Origin of the sequence: Nonomuraea africana (assembly GCF_014873535.1) — a bacterium.
GTDB classification, from domain to species: Bacteria; Actinomycetota; Actinomycetes; order Streptosporangiales; family Streptosporangiaceae; genus Nonomuraea; species Nonomuraea africana.
Genome location: NZ_JADBEF010000001.1, coordinates 950,774 through 969,110, shown reverse-complemented (window position 1 = coordinate 969,110; position 18,337 = coordinate 950,774). Strand labels below are relative to the sequence as shown.

The window sequence follows — 18,337 nt, the reverse complement described above, 5'->3', positions numbered from 1 at the left end:
TCGGCCTGGGTGTGCAGTTCGGAGACGCAGAACAGCGCCTCGTGCTCCGACAGCCGCCTGCTGCCGAAGAGGTCAAGGCCGTGCAGACGCTGGTCACCAACTGGCGCGGCGCGGCGGGCAGGCTGCGCTCGGACGGCATCACGCCGTCGATCTCCTACAAGTGGTTCACCGGCGGGTTCTGGGCGTGGGACAGCTGGAAGCAGGCGGTCGGGGTGGCGCGGTTCGACGCCCCGCTGGCCAAGTCGGTCATCAGGGCGATGTTCGACCACCAGGTGCGCCCTGACTCGCCGACCAGGCCGCAGGACGCGGGGATGATCCTCGACGTGCTGTTCTACAACGACCCCTCCACCGACGGCGGCAACTGGAACGAGCGCAACACCAAGCCGCCGCTGGCGGCGTGGGCGGTGTGGGAGGTCTTCGGCCGCAGCGGTGACGCCGCGTTCGTGAAGGAGCTCTACCCGAAGCTGGTCGCCTACCACGAGTGGTGGTACCGCAACCGCGACCATGACAGGGACGGCATCGCCGAGTACGGGGCCACCGTGGACCCGCTGAACAACACGGACGAGGAGCGGCGGGCGGCTATGGCGTGGGAGAGCGGGATGGACAACGCGCCCCGCTTCGACGCCACCCGGATGCTGGAGAACCGCGACGCGTCGGGAAAGGTCGTCGGCTACGCGGCCGACCAGGAGTCGGTGGACCTGAACGCCTACCTCAAGGCGGAGAAGGACTACCTGGCCAAGCTGGCGCTCGTGGCGGGCAGGCCGGGCGACGCCGCCCGCTGGACCCGCGAGTCGGCCACGCTGTCGCGCTTCATCCAGCGGCACATGTACGACAGCGCGACCGGCTTCTTCTACGACATCGACCTGACCACCGGCAGGCCGCTGGTCGAGCGGGGCAGGGCCATCGAGGGCGCCATCCCGCTCTGGGCAGGTGTGGCCAGCCGCACGCAGGCCGCCGCGGTGCGCGACAAGCTGGTCGATCCGGCGGAGTTCGGCACCTTCGTGCCGATGCCGACGGTGTCGAAGAGCTCGCCGTACTTCTCCGCCACGGCGTACTGGCGCGGGCCCGTCTGGCTCGACCAGGCCTACTTCGCGATCACCGGCCTGTCGAGGTACGGCTACCGCGCCGACGCCTCCTCGGCCGCCGAGCGGCTGCGGTCCAACGCGTCGGGGCTGCGCGGTGACGCGCCGATCCACGAGAACTACAACCCGCTCACCGGCGAGCGGCTGAACTCCTCCAACTTCAGCTGGTCGGCCGCCCTCCTGCTCGACCTTCCCCACTGATCACCCGGCCGCCCTTCTGCGCGGCCTTCCCCATCGACCGACCGGCCGCCTTTTGTCGCGGTCTTTCCCGTTTATCACCGACCGCTTTTTCGCGCGGTCTTCCCGTTGATCGACCGGCCGCCCTGGAGATCTTCTCCGGGCGGCCGGGCCTGCTAGAAGCCCCGCGACCAGTCGACGAGGTTGTGCAGCGGCCGTCCCTCCGTGAACCTGCGCCAGTTGTCCTCGAAGACCTCGAGGATCTGGCCCGACTCCTGGTCGGAGCCGCCCGCCGTGTGCTGGGTCAGCAGCGTGTGGGGGCTGCTCCACAGCGGATGGCCGGGCGGCAGCGGTTCGGTCGCGGTCACGTCGAGCACCGCCCCGCCGAGCCGCTCCTCCCGCAGCGCCGCCACCAGCGCGTCCTCATCGACCAGCGAGCCGCGCCCAGCGTTGACGAAGATCGCGCCACGCGGCAGCAGCGCCAGCCGGGCGGCGTCGACCAGCCCCGCGGTCTCCTGGGTGCCGGGCAGCAGCCCCACCAGCACGTCGGTCTCGGGCAACAGGGCGTCGAGCTCGTCGAGCGTCATCCTGCGCGAGTAGAGCGTCACCCGGCAGCCGAACGGCGCGAGCAGCTCGGCCAGCCGCCGCGCGATCGTGCCCGCGCCGAGAATGACCACCGAGGCCCCCGTGAGCAGCCGCAACCCGGGCCGCAGCGGGGTGGTCGACCACTCGTGCCGCTCCCCCAGCCTGGCCAGCGTGTCCACACCCCGGTACAGGGCGAGGATGCCGGCCAGGCAGGTCTGCGCCACGGGGTCGGCGAAGGTGCCCGACAGGTTCGTCACGGTGATGCGCCGGCCGAGCTCGGCCCAGTCGAGGCCCAGATACCTGTCGATGCCCATGGACGACAGCTGCAGCCACCTCAGCCGAGCCGTCCGCTCCAGCCATTCGGGCGGGCAGTTGCCGACCGCGACCTCCGCGCGCGCGAACGCCTCGAAGTCGCGGTCGGTCTGCTCCTTCGGCTGGGCGAACCACACGGGAACCCCGCCCGCGAGCGAGCGGACCCTGTCCTTCTCGGCCGCGGTGAGCGCCAGCTGCACATACAGATCCATGGTTTCAGTGTGACGAGGCCGGGCGGTCAGAGCGCCGCCGCGGTGACCAGGCCCGCCGACGGCGCGGCCATCTCCCTGAGCTGGTCGGCGAAGGCCAGCGCCTGCTCAGGCGTCATGCGCGGCTCGGTGCCCGTGTAGAACACCACGATGTCGCCCGAGGGCGAGCGCACGGGGGTGAAAGGAAGAAGTGGGGAGATCGCCATAGTGAGCATGATTCTTCCCTACGGGACCGACAATTTCCTGGCCATTTACCGGCCCGCACATCGGGCCCCGCACATCCGGCCCGCACATCCGGCCCGCACATCCGCCCAGACACCCGACCCTCACACCCAGGCCGCACATCCGACTCCAAGCCGGACGCAAGCGCGTCGCGATACCTCTGAGTGTGTCGTCAACCGTTCGTCCCGCTTGGAGAGACCCTCGTGCGCATCGGAGCCCGCATCCTGATCGGCCTGACCGCCGCCGCCACGCTCGCCCTATCCGGCTCGCCCGCCGCCACCGCCGGCCCGACCGTGGGAAACACCACCGTGGGGAACCCGACCGTGGGGAGCCCGACCGTGTGGAAGTGGGGCGCCGTCCACTCCACCGACGGGTGGGCCACCGCCTGGGGCAAGGTCGCCGTCGGCCAGTCGGGGCTCGTCGTGTCGGGCAAGCTCGACGACTCCTACGGCAAGGGCTGCTCGTGGGCGCTCATCCGCTACCAGAACTCCCTCAACGGGCGCTGGAGGACGCACGGCGTCTACAACTGCGTCACCGGAACCGGCACCTTCCGCAAGGACGTCGGCGGCGTCCTGCAGATCAGGGTGCGGGTCTGCAGGGGCACCGCCAAGCGCCCCGTTGGCAAGTGCTCCCGCTGGAAGACCATCTACACCCAGGGCGGCTGACCCAGCGGGCTCCCGCGAGTTCCGGGCCGCGGGGCGGCCCGGCGCACCACGGTGTCAGGCGGGGCAGGTCGCGCCCGAGTCGGGCACCTTGCCCTCCAGCAGGTAGGCGTTGACGGCGCCCGCGACGCAACGGCTGCCCGACAGGTACGCGCCGTGTCCCTCGCCCTCGTACGTCAGCAGCGTCGCGGTCTTGAGCTGCTCGACCAGCCTCGGCCCCCACTGGTACGGCGTGGCCGGGTCGCCCTTGCCCGCCACCACCAGGATCGGCCCCGACCCCGTCGCGTTCACCTTCCTGGCCTCGTCACTGCCCGGCACCGGCCAGACCGAGCACAAGGAGCCCGCGCCCGCGTTGCCGAACAGCGGCGAGATCTTCAGCGCCGCCTCCTCGGTACGGATCAGCTCCTCCTCGTCGGGCCGCTCGGCGGTGTCCACGCAGGTGATGGCCGGGAAGCTGGTCATCTCGCTGGAGTACGTGCCGTCGGGCCTGCGCCCGATGTAGGTGTCGGCCAGGTACATCAGCGCGCCGCCGTCGCCCTTCAGCGCGGAGTCGAGCGCGCTCTCCAGGAACGGCCAGCTCAGCTTGGAGTAGAGCGCCGCGGCCACCGCGGTGCTGGCCAGGCCCTGGGTGAGCAGCCGGTCGCCGACCTGCAGCGGAGCGTTGATCGACCGTTCCATGAGGCGGTCGATCTTCTTGTTGGCCGTCTCGGTGTCGGGCCCGAGCTCGCAACCCTCGGCCACGCAGTTCTTCAGGAAGCTCTCGTAGGCCTGCTGGAAGCCCGTGGTCTGCGCCATCGTCCGCTCCTCCAGGGTGACGCTGGGATCCAGCGGGGCGTCGAGGACGGTGCGGCCCACGTTCTTCGGGAACTTGGTGGCGTAGACGGCGCCGAGCTGCGTGCCGTACGACATGCCGAAGTAGTTGAGCTTGGCGTCGCCGAGGGCGACGCGCATCCTGTCGAGGTCCTGGGCGGCGTTGACGGTGCCGATGTACGGCAGGACCTCCCCCGAGTCCTTCTGGCACCGCAGGGCGAACTCCCGGGTGGCCGTCTCGATCTTGGCCCTGGTCTCGGCGTTGGCGGGCAGCGTGTTGAGCGAGGTGAAGGCGTCCATCTCGGCTCCGCTGCCGCAGGTGACGCCGCGGCTGCGCTGCACGCCGCGCGGGTCGAAGCTCACCAGGTCGTAGCGCGCGCCGAGCGTGCCGAAGGCCTTGGCCGCCTGCGCCATCGTGTCGACGCCCGAGGCGCCGGGGCCGCCGAAGTTGAACACCAGCGACCCGATGCGCGCGCCAGGGCCCGTGGCGGGGACCCTGATCAGCGCCAGGTCGATCGTCTCACCGTCGGGTTTGCCGTAGTCGAGCGGCACGGCCAGCTTCCCGCACTGCATGGTGGCGGCCGGCGTGGCCGGCGCGTCACCGCCGCGCCTGGTCAGGTCCGTGCAGGCGCCCCAGGCGATCTTCTGGGCCGCGGCGGTGGGCGAGGCGGTGGGCGTGGTGCCTCCTCCGGCGGAGCCGGTGGAGGTGCCGCAGGCGGCGAGCGAGATGGTCAGCCCTGCCGTCACGGTGACCGTGGTGAGAGTGCGGCGCATGGAAATATCCCCCGATATCGAGTAGCAACAAAATCCTGTCACAAACCCCGGCGAGGAACACGCCGCCCCGCGCCCGTCTTTCCCCGGCGGGTCGCGCCGGGGGAGGACGGCGAGGCGGCGTGCACCCCTCCTGAACACGCCGCCTCACCATCCAAGACAACGCCCCCGCCGATCCATGACGCGACTCGCCAGGAAAAGTTCGAAGAAAAAATGGAGCCCGTGCCGCGAACGGCACGGGCTCCATCGGAGCGAGAGTCAGACGCCCATCGACTGGGTGTCGTTGCTCTCGGCGCCACCCGCCTCGGTGACGCCGTTCTTCAGGTGGTAGCGCGCGATCGCCTCGCGCAGCACCTCACCGTCGAGCTCGCCGCGCTTGACCAGCCTGGTGAGCACCGCGAGGGTGATCGAGGCGGCGTCCACGTGGAAGTGGCGGCGCAGCGCCGAGCGGGTGTCGGACAGGCCGAACCCGTCGGTGCCGAGCGAGCTCCAGTCGCCGGGGACCCACTGCGAGATCTGGTCCTGCACGGCCTTCATGTAGTCGCTGACGCCCACGAACGGCCCCTCGGCGCCGCTGAGCGCCCGCGTGACGTACGGCACGCGCTGCTCGGCGTCGGGGTTGAGCAGATTGTGCTCGTCGCAGGCCAGCGCCTCGCGGCGCAGCTCCGACCAGGAGGTCGCCGACCAGACGGTGGCCGACACGCCCCAGTCCTCGGCCAGCAGGCGCTGGGCCTCCATCGCCCACGGGCCCGCGACGCCCGAGGAGAGGATGTTCGCCTTCGGGCCGTCCGTCCGCGGTCCGTCGGCGAACTTGTACAGGCCCTTCAGCAGGCCGTCCACGTCGAGGTCGGCGGGCTCGGCCGGCTGGATGTAGGGCTCGTTGTAGACGGTCAGGTAGTAGAAGACGTTCTCCGGCTGCTCGCCGTACATCCTCCGCAGGCCGTCCTTGACGATGTAGGCGGTCTCGAAGGCCCACGACGGGTCGTAGGAGACGGCGGCCGGGTTCGTCGAGGCGATCAGCGGGGTGTGACCGTCCTCGTGCTGCAGGCCCTCGCCGTTCAGCGTGGTGCGGCCCGCCGTCGCGCCGAGCAGGAAGCCCCTGCCCATCTGGTCGCCCAGCTGCCACATCTGGTCGCCGGTGCGCTGCCACCCGAACATCGAGTAGAAGATGTAGATCGGGATCATCGCCTCGCCGTGCGTGGCGTAGGAGGTGCCGGCCGCGGTCATCGAGGCCATGGAGCCGGCCTCGTTGATGCCCTCGTGCAGGATCTGACCCTCGGTCGACTCCTTGTACGACAGCAGCAGGTCCCTGTCGACGGCCTCGTAGGTCTGGCCGTGCGGGCTGTAGATCTTCGCGGTGGGGAACATCGCGTCGAGACCGAAGGTGCGGGCCTCGTCGGGGATGATCGGCACGAACCTCTTGCCGATCTCCTTGTCGCGCATGAGGTCCTTGAGCAGCCGGACGAAGGCCATGGTTGTGGCCACCTGCTGCTTGCCCGAGCCCTTGGCGAACTGCTTGTAGACGTCGTCGCCGGGCAGCTTGAGCGACTTGGCGCGGACCACGCGCCTCGGCAGCACGCCGCCCAGCGCCGCGCGGCGCTCCTTCATGTAGGCGATCTCTTCGTCGTTCTCGCCCGGGTGGAAGTAGGGCGGCAGGTCACCCTCGAGCGCGGAGTCGGGGATCGGCAGGTAGAGCCGGTCGCGGAACTCCTTCAGCTCGGCCTTGGTCATCTTCTTCATCTGGTGCGTGGCGTTGCGCGCCTCGAAGTCCTTGCCCAGGGTCCAGCCCTTGATGGTCTGGGCGAGGATGACCGTCGGCTGGCCGACGTGCTCACGGGCCGCCTTGAAGGCCGCGTAGACCTTGCGGTAGTCGTGGCCGCCGCGCGACAGCTTGCGGATGTCGTCGTCGGTCAGGTGCTCGACCATCTTGCGCAGGCGCGGGTCGCCGCCGAAGAAGTTGTCGCGGATGTAGGCGCCCGACTCGACCGAGTAGGTCTGGAACTGGCCGTCGGGCGTGGTGTTCATCTGGTTGACCAGCACGCCGTCGACGTCGGCCGCCAGCAGCGGGTCCCAGTCGCGGCCCCAGACGACCTTGATGACGTTCCAGCCCGCGCCGCGGAAGTACGACTCGAGCTCCTGGATGATCTTGCCGTTGCCCCGGACCGGGCCGTCGAGCCGCTGCAGGTTGCAGTTGATGACGAAGGTGAGGTTGTCGAGCTCCTCACGGGCGGCCAGGCCGATCGCACCGATCGACTCGGGCTCGTCCATCTCGCCGTCGCCGAGGAAGGCCCAGACGTGGCTCCTGGAGGTGTCCTTGATCTTGCGGTTGAGCAGGTAGCGGTTGAACCGCGCCTGGTAGATCGCGCCGATCGGGCCCAGGCCCATCGACACGGTCGGGAACTCCCAGAAGTCGGGCATGAGCCGCGGGTGCGGGTAGGAGGGCAGGCCGTGGAAGCCGTGCGACAGCTCCTGGCGGAAGGCGTCGAGCTGGGCCTCGTTGAGGCGACCCTCGAGGAAGGCGCGGGCGTAGATGCCCGGCGCGGCGTGCCCCTGGAAGAAGACCTGGTCGCCGGACTCGCCGTGGTCCTTGCCGCGGAAGAAGTGGTTGAAGCCCACCTCGTACAGCGAGGCGGCGGAGGCGTAGGTGGCGATGTGGCCGCCGACGTTGGTGCGCGCGTTCGCGCGCGAGACCATCACCGCGGCGTTCCACCTGATGTAGGCCCTGATACGGCGCTCGACGTGCTCGTCGCCGGGGAACCAGGGCTCGCGCTCCGGCGGGATGGTGTTGATGTAGTCGGTGCTGCGCAGGCCAGGCACGCCGACCTGGTGCTCGCGGGCCCGCTCCAGCAGGCGAAGCATCAAGTAGCGGGCGCGGGTGCGGCCCTCGGTCTTGATGACGTTGTCGAGGGACTCGAGCCACTCGTTGGTCTCGCTGGGGTCGACATCAGGCAGCTGGCTGGGTAGGCCGTCGCTGATGATCGAGAAACGCTGGCGTCCGGAAGCCACTGGGTCTCGCCTTCCGAGGATCGACTGATGTCTGGTCTGGGTCGCCTTCCATCCTGGTCGCTAACTCCGGAAAGTGCATCTCTACTGACCGGTAACCAGAACGTCCCTGCTGGCAGGGCCATAAGTGGTGGCCTAGACCACCGATGGTAGGACGAATCGCCACCAAAGGTTACATCCAGGTGCGGATTTAACAACCCCGGAAAAGCTACGAAATTTCTGGCAGGCACTCGGCGCCCCGATCGGTCCGCCGCGAGTGGCCGCGCGCCAGCGTAGCGCCACAGGAGAAGGGGTCTGCCGACGGGTAACGTTTTGGTCATCATTCGCTCTTGCTCTCTAGTGAGAACAGGGGCTTTTCCAATCGCGCCCGCCGTACGAAGGTGGAGGTATGAACGCGACGGTTGGAGACCGGCTCCACGTCCACGGGAGCACCGTGGGCGAGAGGGACCGGATCGGAGAGATCATCGAGGTCCGCGGCGCGGACGGCGGGCCTCCCTACATGGTCAGGTTCGACGACGGCCACACCGGCCTGGTCTTCCCCGGCCCGGACGCGGTGGTCGAGCCCAAGTAGGATTTCCATGTGAAATCCCAGATCATCTCGCTGACCACCGGGTCGCGCGAGACGGTGCACGACATCACCGGTGAATGCGAGGCCTTCGCCGGCACGGCGGGCGGCGACGGGCTGCTGCACGTCTTCGTGCCCCATGCCACGGCGGGGGTGGCGATCATCGAACTCGGCGCCGGCAGCGACGACGACCTGCTGTCGGCGCTGGGTGATCTCCTGCCCGGCGACGATCGATGGCGACACGCCCACGGTTCGCGGGGGCACGGCAGATCCCACGTCATGCCGGCGCTCATCCCGCCCTACGCCACGGTGCCCGTCCTGGGCGGACGGCTGGCCCTGGGCACCTGGCAGTCGATCGCCGTCGTCGACCTCAACGTCGACAACAGTGAACGCCAGGTTCGCCTGTCGTTTTTGTCTGATTAATCCGTCTAGAGTACGGCCGTCCTCGTGGCGACCGTTGACGACTGAGGGTCACAGCGTGTGGACTGTCCCGAAGCGATGACCGCATATCAGGAGGGATACAAGTGAGCGCGACCGCGGGTCAGGCGCAGGGCGAGCGCGGCCTGGCCGAACGACTCGGCCTCAAGCCGGGTCAGGTGGTGCAGGAGATCGGTTGGGACGAGGACTGCGACGAAGAGCTTCGCGAGTCCATCGAGAACCTGACCGGCACCGAGCTACTCGACGAGGACACCGACGAAGTCGCCGACGTGGTGCTGCTGTGGTGGCGCGACGGCGACGGGGACCTCTTCGACGCTCTGAGTGACGCCATGCGATCTCTGGCCGACGCGGGCCAGATCTGGCTCCTGACTCCCAAGGCAGGCAGAGACGGCCACGTGGAGCCGAGCGACATCGGGGAGGACGCCACCACGGCGGGCCTCTCCCAGACCAGCAGCATCTCCGCCGCACCCGATTGGTCGGGGACCAGGCTTGTGGCGCCCAAGGGCCGGCGCTAGTCAGACGTTGACGCCTGCCGTGCGGCCCCGAGGGGGTCGTACGGCAGGATGAATCGCATGGCTCCCGACTTCGAACTGCCCGACCAGCACGGCACGCCGGTCAGGCTCTCCGGCCTGCGCGGCAGCCGCGTCCTGCTGATCTTCTACCCGGTCGCCTTCAGCGGCGTGTGCCGCGGCGAGCTCGGCCAGGTGCGCGACGAGCTCATTCCGCACCTGCCCGCCGACGTCAGGGTGCTCGGCGTGTCCGTCGACTCCATGTTCGCCCAGCGGGCATGGGCGGAGCAGGAGGGGTACGAGTTCCCCCTGCTCTCCGATTTCTGGCCCCACGGACAGGTCGCTCAGGCGTACGGTGTGTTCGATGAGAAGAAAGGGCTCGCCAAGCGCGGGACCTTCCTCATCGACGGCGAGGGCGTGATCAGGTGGTCGGTCGTCAACCCGATCTCCTCGGCGCGTGACGTCGCCGACTATCTCAAGGCTCTGTCCTAACGGAGGGAAACCATGCCCTGCTACCAGTGCGGGGCCCGGCAGACCGACCCGGTCCGCGGTGCCTCGCCGTGGCGGCGCGGGGTACGCGGCGAGGTCCAGGTGCTCATCTGCCCGGACTGCCAGCTGTCGCACGACCTCGAACTCGACGTGTGCGAGTCCTGCGGCTCCTCGTCGCTCATCTGCCGGCTCGGCGAGGTCGAGTGCCGGTCCTGCGGTGCCGTACGGCTCGCCCGACTGTCGGCGCCCACGGGCTCGGCGCCGCCGCCCGGCCTGGCCGACGAGGTCGAGGCGGCGCTCAACAGAGTGCTGGGTCTTTCTCGACATTAGGTGCGCTATCGTTCATAGCCGTTGACCTGCCACCGCCCCTCAGGATGACCGCTATGAGTTCCTACGTTGTCGCGCTCGATGTCGGTGGCACGTCCATGAAGGGCGGCCTCGTCAGCGAGACCGGCCAGGTGCTGGTGACCGACCGGCGTCCCACGCTGCGCGGCGACGAGGCGGTGGCGGCGGTCAGGGAGTTCGTCTCCGACCTGGCCGCCAGGGGAGACGGCCCGCCCGCGGGGGTCGGCCTGGCCGTACCCGGCCTGGTGACGGCCGACAGCGCGATCTACTCCGCCAACATCGGCTGGCGCGACGTGCCCGCCCGCGCCTTCGTGGACATGGACGTCCCCGTCATGCTCGGCCACGACGTCCGCACCGGCGGCCTCGCCGAGAGCGTGCTCGGCGCGGGACGCGGCATCTCCGACTTCCTGTTCCTGCCCATCGGCACCGGCATCGCGGGCGCCATGATCCTGTCCGGCCGGCCGTACGGCGGGGCCGAGGGCTGGGGCGGCGAGATCGGCCACATCCCCGTCTTCCCCGACGGGGAGCCCTGCGCCTGCGGGCAACTCGGCTGCCTGGAGACCTACGCCTCGGCCGCCTCGGTCGGCCGCCGCTACAGCGAGCGCGCGGGCCTCGAGGGGGTGAAGGCCGAGGAGGTCGTGGCCTCCGACGACCCCATGGCCATCGAGGTGTGGGACGAGGCCGTCGAGGCGCTGTCGCTGGCGCTGGCCACGTACACGCTGCTGCTCGACCCCTCGGTCATCGTCCTCGGCGGCGGCTTGGCCGAGGCGGGCCCAGCGCTGTTCGACCCGGTGCGGACCCGGCTGGTGAAGCGGCTGGCCTTCAGAGAGGCCCCGCCGCTGGTGCCGGCGGCACTGGGGGTGAACGCGGGCATGCTGGGCGCGGCCCTGCTGGGCTGGAACGCGGCGGGACGGCCGGCGGCGGGGGCAGAGTGGACAATGGATGTGCGATCGGCGCCCGCGGTGTCGTAAGGTGTAGTGCCGATCAGGGGCGGTTAGCTCAGCGGTAGAGCACTCGCCTTACAAGCGAGGGGTCACTGGTTCGAACCCAGTACCGCCCACCAGCGCAAAGAAGCCCGGTAGCGATCTTGCTGCCGGGCTTCGTGCCATTAGGGCTTAGCGATCATGGCGTCCCATCGCGTTGACGATCTTGCGGTCTGCCTCGGCCGGCGCCCGCTCTGTCGCCCAGGCCAGGCCCTCTTGCGGTTGAGCCAAGTCGGCCTGGGTCCTGATTCGGGATGCAGCCGACGGATGGGACCGTCGTAGACGGCTCCAGCTCGTCGAGGGCCGTGCACGATGAGAGTCACCCATCAAGACAGCGTGTCGCTAGATCACCCGGGGCTGGTTGTCCGCCGGGTCCACCGGGACGATCTCCTCCACCGTCACCCTGTGATCGCGGCCGTTGTGATAGCCGAACGACTGGCCGGGCTCGTTGGCGAGCTGTGAAAGGGTCGCGTCCGGAGCCTGGTCGGCGTCGATTTCGCCGTCCTGGACCGAGAAGCTGTAGTGGCCGCCCGCGCCGGCGTCGGCGTCGATCACCGCGTGGAGCCGGTCAAGCCGAATCCTGGAGGGCACCTGCACCCGGAGCGGCTGTGGTCCATCGACACGCAGGATGGCCCGCCCTCGGTCGGGCACCGGCTGGTCGCGGAATCCGGGCCGGCCACAGCATTTCTTGTACTTGCGCTGAGAGGTGCACCAGCAGGGCGTGTTGCGCTCCGGTGGCCAGGAGATCGCGTCCTTGTCCGGCAGCGTGGACAGGTAGGCCAGCCGTGTACTTCGACGTTTGGGGTCGCGTCCCGTCCGCTTGGCAAACGTGTCGACCTCCGCCAGGTCGATCGCGACCACCGAGACCCTGCCGAGCTCGGCCGAGTCGTGCAGCGATGACTCCAGCTCGCGACGGTAGTCCTCGTGGTCGAGGGGGAATGTGGCGTCGAGCAGCCCTTCGGCCAGGCCCTTGGCGTACTCCCGCGCGGGGAGATAGGCCATCCGAAAACTGGAGCGCTCGCCACCCAGCGCACGTTTCCCGGAGGGCGTCGCGGCAGTGCGGACTGCGCTGAGCAGCTCCTCCATCGCGCTCCCAAGCCGGGCGCTCGACTGCTGCCGGTGTTCGGGATCGGGGCTGCGCTCCTCGATCCGCTCGGCCTCTTCCTCAAGCCCGAGGCTTCTGGCCAGGGCGGCCCCCTCCCTGGCCAGGAGCGCGCCACGGTCGGTCTGACCCTGTTCGGCGAGGAAAGCCGGAGCCAGGTAGTACAAACGGATGTCGCGGCGTTCCGGGAGCAGGAACGACATGTCGCGATGGAGAGCCTCCATCTCGACCAGGCCCTCGGCGTCGCGGTGGGCCGCACGTAGGGCGCCCAGGGCGAAGCGCTGGTCGGGGTGGGCGTTGAGTACCTCGGTCAGCAGCTCGACCGCGTCGTGGAGTTCGTCGTCGTCATAGAGGTCAACCAGTTCCCAGGCAAGCTCGAACACCCCGGGATCGCCCTGGCTGCGCGGATCCAGTAGGACCTGCCGGACCGTCTCCCTGGCCGCAGACTCGTTGGTGAGTTCGCCGAACTCGTCCGGCTCGCCGAGCTGGTCGTAGACGGTGTCGAGCACCTGCGTGGGCTTGAGGGGGTGGAAGAAGATGTCGGGGAGCATAGGTTCATTGTCCATGCGGCCGTGCTTCGTGCTATTAGCTTGCCATTACCCGACGCAGGCAAGCACTCCCCGGAGATCCGTCATTGCCGGCCGGGTCCGTCGGCCCGACGCTTGCCCGCCACCTGGGCATCCAGCGTGGGCCCGGTCTCGGGCGACCGCAGTTCGTGCCGCCACTGTTGCGTGAGCCGATGCACGGTGTGCTGACTCTCCCGCATGAGCTTGCGTGGAGCGGTCGTCGTAGCTTCGACCTGGATGACCCGTACGACCTCGGGGCCCTGTACAAGATTGTGCTGGAGGAAGGGCGCCAGCAGCATTTCCGCGCGCTACTCAACGGTGAGGTGCTACGGCGCCACTGGGACGAGTTCCTGCCCGCTCGGCGGGGTCCGGGCAATGCGGGAAGAGCGGTTTCCCGAGTTGCGCCGCACCGCCGCCTGATGGATCGGCTGCAGGAGCGGCTTGCGCGTGTCAGAGTGCTTCATCCCAGCTGTCTTCGCCAGCCTCGGGGTGTCTTCTCTTATTGCTGACTTCGCCTGGCGCTACTTCCCGCGCGTGCCCTGAGACCTAGACTTGACTGCATGAGCGTCACGCGGGACGAACTGCATCACCTGGTTGATCAGTTGCCGGAGTCGGAGCTACGGCCCGCTCTGGAACTGATTCGCGGGCGGTTGGACGAGCCCGCCCCGGCAGAGCGCGATCTGCCGTTCTTCGCGTCGTTCGAGGCCGAGCCGGATCTGGCCGAGCGGCACGAGGAGATCCTGCGTTCGGAGATGGGCCGCTGACGTGCTCTTGTGCGACCCGGGCGTATTGCTCGTGCGGGCAACGTCAAGGACGAGCACCACCACACCTGCCTGAAGCTGCTCCGTCAGGCAGAGGGACCGCTGCTCGTGCCCTCTCCCGTGATGGGAGAGGTCGGATATCTGCTGGAATCGCGTGTCGGCCCGCAGGCCGAGGTGACCTTCCTGAAGTCCTTCGGAGGCAACGGGTTCCACGTCGCCGAACTGGAGGACGAGGACCTTCCCCGCATGGCGGAACTTGTCGAAAGGTATATAGATCTTCCTCTCGGCCTGGTGGACGCCGCCGTCATCGCGATCGCCGAGCGTCTCGGGCTGGGCGAGGTCGCCACTGTCGACCAACGGCATTTCAGAGCGGCGTGCACACGCCGGTAGCCGTAGGTCTCGTGCGAGCCGGCGAAGACCTCGGCAACCAGAGCGGCCAGCAGCGTCCGGCGTTGCGCGGTGGCCGAGGCCGGCCGCTCGCGCCACTCGTAGTAGCCCGAGCGGGACACGCCCAGCCAGGCACACATCCGCGCGATCGGGTGATGCGCCTTCTCCGCGTCGATCAGCTCGTACTTGGCGAGCGTCATCGACTGTCGGCCGCGAAGAAGGCGGCTGTGCACTCAACCCATCAGTGCAACACCATTCGGGATGATGATCGCGGAGGTGTTGCGTGGCAATGATGGGCCGTCCGGGCATGTCGGATGCTCAAAAGCGGGAGCTGTGGGACCGGTGGAAGGCCGGCGAGTCGATCAGCCAGATCGCCAGAGCACTGGACAAGCCGCCGGGCTCAGTGTTCACGGTCCTCAAATCCAACGGCGGTTACGTTCCGCCAGTGCGGCGCAAGCGGCCTGGAACCCTGAGCTTCGCCGAGCGTGAGGAGATCTCCCGCGGCCTGGCGCGAGGCGAGTCGATGCGTTCGATCGCTCGCAGCCTGGGACGGCCGGCCTCGACGGTCAGCCGGGAGATCGCCCGCAACAAGGGCATCGCCCGCTATCGGGCCATCGACGCCGAAGACCGCTCCTGGGATCGGGCCCGGCGTCCCAAGCCATGCCTCCTGGCCCACAATCCGGCGTTACGGCAACTCGTCGCCGAGAAACTGGCCCAAGACTGGTCACCCGAGCAGATCGCCGGGTATCTGGCAAAGACCTACCGGCCGGGATCGGGGATGCGGGTGAGCCACGAGACGATCTATAAGTCGCTGTTCATCCAGGCCCGTGGCGTGCTGGCCAAGGAACTGACCAAGCACCTGCGCTCGGGCCGGCCCACCCGCCGAAACATCCACAACACCATCACCGGACAATGGCGCTCCCAGATCAAGGACGCCATCCCGATCAGTCAGCGGCCACCGGAAGTTGACGACCGTGCGATCCCTGGGCATTGGGAGGGCGATCTGCTGCTGGGCCGGGGCCTGACCCAGATCGCGACGCTGGTGGAACGCACGACCCGCTTCACCGTCCTGGTCCAGCTCGACGGCCGCGACATGCACACCGTCACCAAAGGCCTGGCCGCGACGATGACCCGGCTACCCGAGCAGGTCCGCAAGACGTTGACATGGGATCGCGGGATGGAGTTAGCCGGACATAAGGAACTCGCCGCGACGACGGGGCTGCAGGTCTACTTCGCCGACCCACGCAGTCCCTGGCAGCGAGGCACGAATGAGAACACCAACCGGCTGCTGCGTCAGTATCTGCCCAAGGGCACCAGCATGGCCGATCTCACCCAAGACGACCTCGACCGGATCGCCCACAAGCTGAACACCCGGCCCCGCAAGACCCTCGAGTTCGACACCCCCGGCGATAGACTCGCCGCACTGTTGCGCTGATGGGTTGAGTGCACCGCTGCTTTTTTCAAGAACGCCAGCTTCTCCCGCAGCTCGGCGTTCTCCCGCTCCAGCTCCCGGATCCGGGCCCGCTCCGGCCCGGAGACCGGCTGCTGCTCGTCCTGAGCGTGCACGATCCGATGCCGGTTCACCCAGCTGCCCAGGGTGCTGGCGTTGATGTCGAACTCGCGCGCCACCGACGCGACCGTCCGCTCGCCCTCCAGCACCATGCGGATGGCTTCTTCCTTGAACTCCGGCGAGAACTGCCTGCGACGCCTCCTCACGTACCTACCTCTTCCAGACTTCCGTCAGCTTATGTAGCCGACTGTCCGGAATCTGGGGGGCACCCCACCGTCATGGATTCGTCCTCGGTGGCGGTCACGCGGTGCAGCTACATGGCATGGGTGCTCGCCCCTCAGAGGACATTGATCTGTTCGCGCCACGGCGCGGGACTCCAGAGCAGGTCGAACAAGTGGTCGTTGACGCCTACTGCAGAGAGGGCACACAAAGACAGACACCCGTCCGAGGTACTGCTAAAGCCGCGCTGCCAAACGCTCCTGGAACGGGGTGTAATCGCAACCAGGAAACAGTCGGGGGAAGACCTCAAGCATGTTGCGCAGATTCGTCACGATGTCATGGAAGCCGGGTCTCCCCAGCTCAATGTCAGCGAATAGGAACTCCCAGCCGCGAGCTCCTCTGGTGGCGAGCAAGGCGTCCATGTACTCACCGTAGGTGAGATCGAGCTTGGTGTAGGTAACGGGGTACGGGTGGCTGGGGTACGGCCCAGTGTCGGCATGCTGGTCGTCGAACCAGATTTCGACCGGGCCGGCATCTGGCTGCACGCGCAAGTGGGTCAGGTGGCCGCTCCCTGTGCCCCGGGAGGCCGCAATGCACCGTAACTGAGAAAGAAAGCGGCGTTGGAACTCTGTGGTCGGGTAGCCCATGGGCACATCGCCCTGCTCGACCACGTCCAACAGCGGAAACACATCGATCTCGCCGTGGACGCGGGGAAGCGGCCCGGTCGTCTGCCACGCGATGAAGAACTCCGAGAACCGTAGCTGGTGAGACACCAGCCCTCCAGCCATGGACACGTTCTCCCACTCGGGGCGGTACTCTCCCAGATCATTACCGATCGCCGGGCGTAGCCATTCGTCCACCCCTGCGCTGAAGACCTCGAAGTGCGGGCTCCGTCGAATCTCCTCAAGGGAATCCAAGTGCAATCGTTCGTACGAGGTGAGACCCTCCACGGCCGCCTCCAATAGTCCAAACTGCTGACACCGGGACATGATGCCGGATCTCTGCACCGAAGATCACCAGATCTCGCCCGAATCAGGAGGAGCCGCGAGGCGAGTCGCCGCGGACAGAGGCCGTTCTGTAGGTACCTCATAAGAAGGTGGCAGGTCAGAACATGCCTCCGGCGGGGAACTCAGCTCCGGGATGATCGCGTCGACCAGGCCGGAAGTCGGTGAGCTGAGATGGAGCCCGATCTTCCCTTACGCCACGTCCAGTTTGATCTGGGCGTGGGGCGGAGAAATCTCGGGTCTCGGGTCCCTCAAGGTGGTTCAACTGAAGCCGGGTCGGCCACATTCATTGCCGGGTCCGAACCGGAGGCTCGGGGCTGCAGGTCACCGGGGCCGGTAGCCCTTCCTTTTACGGCTGGCCGGCACGGCCCGGCGGCCGGAGCCATTCTGCGCGGGTTTTTGTGCCTGCCGCTGTGCCGGTTTCTCCGCAGTGGAGGCGGGGGTACGACCCCGCGAGCTGTTCACTGTCCGGCCGCGGACGATGCCGATGAAATCTTCCACCAGGTCAGTGGTCGCGTCCGTGGGCCAGGCCAGCGCGACCTGAGACTGCGGCGCGTCCGGCACCGGCCGGTAAGTGAGATCCCTGCGGTGGTGAAGGCGTGCCAGCGACTGCGGAACCAGGAGAAGCCCAGCGCCGGCCGCTACCAGCTCGACCGCGTCCGCCGTTGTGGCCGGGCGGGTGAACGCGGGCAGCCCGGGCCGGACCGTCCACTCGATGGTGTCGTCCAGAGGATGGAACACCTCGTCGTCGGTCAGGTCCGCGATGGCCACCTCGTCGGCGGCGGCCACCGCGTGGTCCTTGGGCACCACGACCACCGTGGTCTCCACGTAGAGAGGAATCACGCTGAGCCCGTCCCGGTCGACCGGCAGCCTGACGAATCCGGCGTCGGCGCCGCCATCCCGCAGGAGTCCGACCACCTCGGCGGCGGGAACCGCGACCAGGGTAATCGGCACGCTGGGCATCCTCTCGGTCCAGACGTTGACCCATTTCGCGGGTGTCACCCCGGGCACGTACGCCAGCCGGAACATCCTGCCGGTCTCCCCATCAGTCACTTCCTCAGGGTACCGATGTCAGAGGAACCCGTTCCGACTGGCTACTCTCGACGCCATGACCTCGCCCAAACCGAAGACCATCCAGACGATGAAGCCCGAGACCGCGGCCAAGAAGCTGGGTGTGCTTCTCTCGGCCACTCCCGCCGAGTTCCAGGCGGGTGTCGTCTCCAGGGACGAGCTGAACGCGTTGCAGTCGACGCCACCCGCCTGGCTCGCGGACCTTCGCCGCAACGGCCCGCACCCCAAGCAGGTCGTCGCCGCGAAGCTCGGGATCTCCATTTCCGGCCTGGCCAGAGGCGGGATCACCGGACCGCTCACCACCGCTGAGATCGATGCGCTGAAGGCGGAGAACCCAGCGTGGCTGGAGCGCGAGCGGTCCATCCAGGCCGAGACCCGCAAAGAAGCACTCCGCCTCAAGCAACGCTAGACAGCCGAGATTCTGAACGTCTCCGGCCCGCGACGAACTCGACGAATGAGCCGCCGAGAGGTCCTCGTTGCCCCCAAGGAACCAGAGGGCTTACGCACTGGGACTGGGGGCAATGCGGTTCGCGCCGGGCCCAGCACGGCCCACCT

At 68.3% G+C, this 18,337-nt stretch carries 19 protein-coding genes, 1 tRNA gene and 2 pseudogenes; 14 read left to right on the top strand and 8 right to left on the bottom strand.

The features are described 5' to 3' along the window. Window positions 1-41: 41 nt before the first annotated feature. Window positions 42-1,283 (top strand): MGH1-like glycoside hydrolase domain-containing protein, encoded by a 1,242-nt coding sequence (locus tag H4W81_RS49150; RefSeq protein WP_318781516.1) that lies wholly within the window; start codon window positions 42-44, stop codon window positions 1,281-1,283. Window positions 1,284-1,435: 152 nt separating this feature from the next. Here H4W81_RS49150 and H4W81_RS04350 read toward each other — a convergent pair whose 3' ends face one another. Further along, window positions 1,436-2,368: a D-2-hydroxyacid dehydrogenase gene (locus H4W81_RS04350; protein WP_192773580.1), complete on the bottom strand. Its 933-nt coding sequence runs from the start codon at window positions 2,366-2,368 to the stop codon at window positions 1,436-1,438. Window positions 2,369-2,394: 26 nt separating this feature from the next. Then, a complete protein-coding gene (locus tag H4W81_RS04345) occupies window positions 2,395-2,580 on the bottom strand; it encodes a hypothetical protein (protein WP_192773579.1) in 186 nt (61 codons plus the stop codon). A gap of 210 nt (window positions 2,581-2,790) precedes the next feature. On the opposite strand from H4W81_RS04345, the gene H4W81_RS04340 reads away from it, so the two are divergent. After that, window positions 2,791-3,252 carry a hypothetical protein gene (locus tag H4W81_RS04340; RefSeq protein WP_192773578.1) on the top strand — a complete coding sequence of 154 codons (462 nt, stop codon included), beginning with the start codon at window positions 2,791-2,793 and terminating at the stop codon, window positions 3,250-3,252. A gap of 54 nt (window positions 3,253-3,306) precedes the next feature. Here H4W81_RS04340 and H4W81_RS04335 read toward each other — a convergent pair whose 3' ends face one another. Beyond that, window positions 3,307-4,833, bottom strand: coding sequence for an alpha/beta hydrolase (locus H4W81_RS04335; protein WP_192773577.1), 1,527 nt, complete (start codon window positions 4,831-4,833; stop codon window positions 3,307-3,309). Window positions 4,834-5,088: 255 nt separating this feature from the next. Beyond that, window positions 5,089-7,836, bottom strand: a complete 2,748-nt coding sequence (aceE, locus tag H4W81_RS04330) for a pyruvate dehydrogenase (acetyl-transferring), homodimeric type (protein WP_192773576.1) — start codon at window positions 7,834-7,836, stop codon at window positions 5,089-5,091. 385 nt (window positions 7,837-8,221) lie between these two features. Here aceE and H4W81_RS04325 point away from each other — a divergent pair, with 385 nt between their 5' ends. From H4W81_RS04325 to H4W81_RS04295, 7 genes are all read left to right on the top strand, one after another. Continuing rightward, window positions 8,222-8,404, top strand: a complete 183-nt coding sequence (locus H4W81_RS04325) for a DUF1918 domain-containing protein (RefSeq protein ID WP_192773575.1) — start codon at window positions 8,222-8,224, stop codon at window positions 8,402-8,404. A gap of 9 nt (window positions 8,405-8,413) precedes the next feature. Further along, window positions 8,414-8,821, top strand: a complete 408-nt coding sequence (locus tag H4W81_RS04320) for a YjbQ family protein (protein WP_192773574.1) — start codon at window positions 8,414-8,416, stop codon at window positions 8,819-8,821. Window positions 8,822-8,922: 101 nt separating this feature from the next. Continuing rightward, window positions 8,923-9,351, top strand: coding sequence for a DUF3052 domain-containing protein (locus H4W81_RS04315; protein ID WP_183646783.1), 429 nt, complete (start codon window positions 8,923-8,925; stop codon window positions 9,349-9,351). Between the two features lie 48 nt (window positions 9,352-9,399). After that, window positions 9,400-9,837 (top strand): peroxiredoxin, encoded by a 438-nt coding sequence (locus H4W81_RS04310; protein ID WP_192773573.1) that lies wholly within the window; start codon window positions 9,400-9,402, stop codon window positions 9,835-9,837. 12 nt (window positions 9,838-9,849) lie between these two features. Further along, window positions 9,850-10,164 (top strand): hypothetical protein, encoded by a 315-nt coding sequence (locus H4W81_RS04305; RefSeq protein WP_192773572.1) that lies wholly within the window; start codon window positions 9,850-9,852, stop codon window positions 10,162-10,164. Window positions 10,165-10,217: 53 nt separating this feature from the next. After that, window positions 10,218-11,150 (top strand): ROK family protein, encoded by a 933-nt coding sequence (locus tag H4W81_RS04300; RefSeq protein WP_192773571.1) that lies wholly within the window; start codon window positions 10,218-10,220, stop codon window positions 11,148-11,150. Window positions 11,151-11,167: 17 nt separating this feature from the next. Further along, window positions 11,168-11,242, top strand: a tRNA-Val gene (locus tag H4W81_RS04295). Window positions 11,243-11,504: 262 nt separating this feature from the next. Here the strand turns inward: H4W81_RS04295 and H4W81_RS04290 are convergent. Next, entirely contained in the window at window positions 11,505-12,815 is a 1,311-nt protein-coding gene (locus H4W81_RS04290) for an SEC-C metal-binding domain-containing protein (RefSeq protein WP_192773570.1), read from the bottom strand. A gap of 575 nt (window positions 12,816-13,390) precedes the next feature. On the opposite strand from H4W81_RS04290, the gene H4W81_RS04285 reads away from it, so the two are divergent. The 3 genes from H4W81_RS04285 (at window position 13,391) to H4W81_RS04275 (ending at window position 15,413) form a co-directional block, all read left to right on the top strand. Beyond that, a complete protein-coding gene (locus H4W81_RS04285) occupies window positions 13,391-13,594 on the top strand; it encodes a hypothetical protein (RefSeq protein WP_192773569.1) in 204 nt (67 codons plus the stop codon). Between the two features lie 9 nt (window positions 13,595-13,603). Further along, window positions 13,604-13,981 (top strand): type II toxin-antitoxin system VapC family toxin, encoded by a 378-nt coding sequence (locus tag H4W81_RS04280; protein ID WP_192773568.1) that lies wholly within the window; start codon window positions 13,604-13,606, stop codon window positions 13,979-13,981. A 286-nt stretch (window positions 13,982-14,267) separates the two neighbouring features. After that, a complete protein-coding gene (locus tag H4W81_RS04275; protein WP_192780606.1) occupies window positions 14,268-15,413 on the top strand; it encodes an IS30 family transposase in 1,146 nt (381 codons plus the stop codon). 47 nt (window positions 15,414-15,460) lie between these two features. Here the strand turns inward: H4W81_RS04275 and H4W81_RS49885 are convergent. Then, window positions 15,461-15,694 (bottom strand): annotated as a pseudogene (locus H4W81_RS49885) (transposase); the annotation flags it as partial. A gap of 41 nt (window positions 15,695-15,735) precedes the next feature. Between H4W81_RS49885 and H4W81_RS49880 the strand changes: the two are divergent. Continuing rightward, a pseudogene (locus H4W81_RS49880) lies at window positions 15,736-15,906 on the top strand (nucleotidyl transferase AbiEii/AbiGii toxin family protein); the annotation flags it as partial. Between the two features lie 37 nt (window positions 15,907-15,943). Here the strand turns inward: H4W81_RS49880 and H4W81_RS46725 are convergent. Beyond that, window positions 15,944-16,657: a hypothetical protein gene (locus H4W81_RS46725; protein ID WP_225958454.1), complete on the bottom strand. Its 714-nt coding sequence runs from the start codon at window positions 16,655-16,657 to the stop codon at window positions 15,944-15,946. 378 nt (window positions 16,658-17,035) lie between these two features. Then, window positions 17,036-17,740 carry a LysR family substrate-binding domain-containing protein gene (locus tag H4W81_RS04265; RefSeq protein ID WP_192773567.1) on the bottom strand — a complete coding sequence of 235 codons (705 nt, stop codon included), beginning with the start codon at window positions 17,738-17,740 and terminating at the stop codon, window positions 17,036-17,038. 79 nt (window positions 17,741-17,819) lie between these two features. Between H4W81_RS04265 and H4W81_RS04260 the strand changes: the two genes are divergently transcribed. Beyond that, window positions 17,820-18,191 (top strand): DUF5997 family protein, encoded by a 372-nt coding sequence (locus H4W81_RS04260; protein ID WP_192773566.1) that lies wholly within the window; start codon window positions 17,820-17,822, stop codon window positions 18,189-18,191. Window positions 18,192-18,337: the final 146 nt, after the last annotated feature.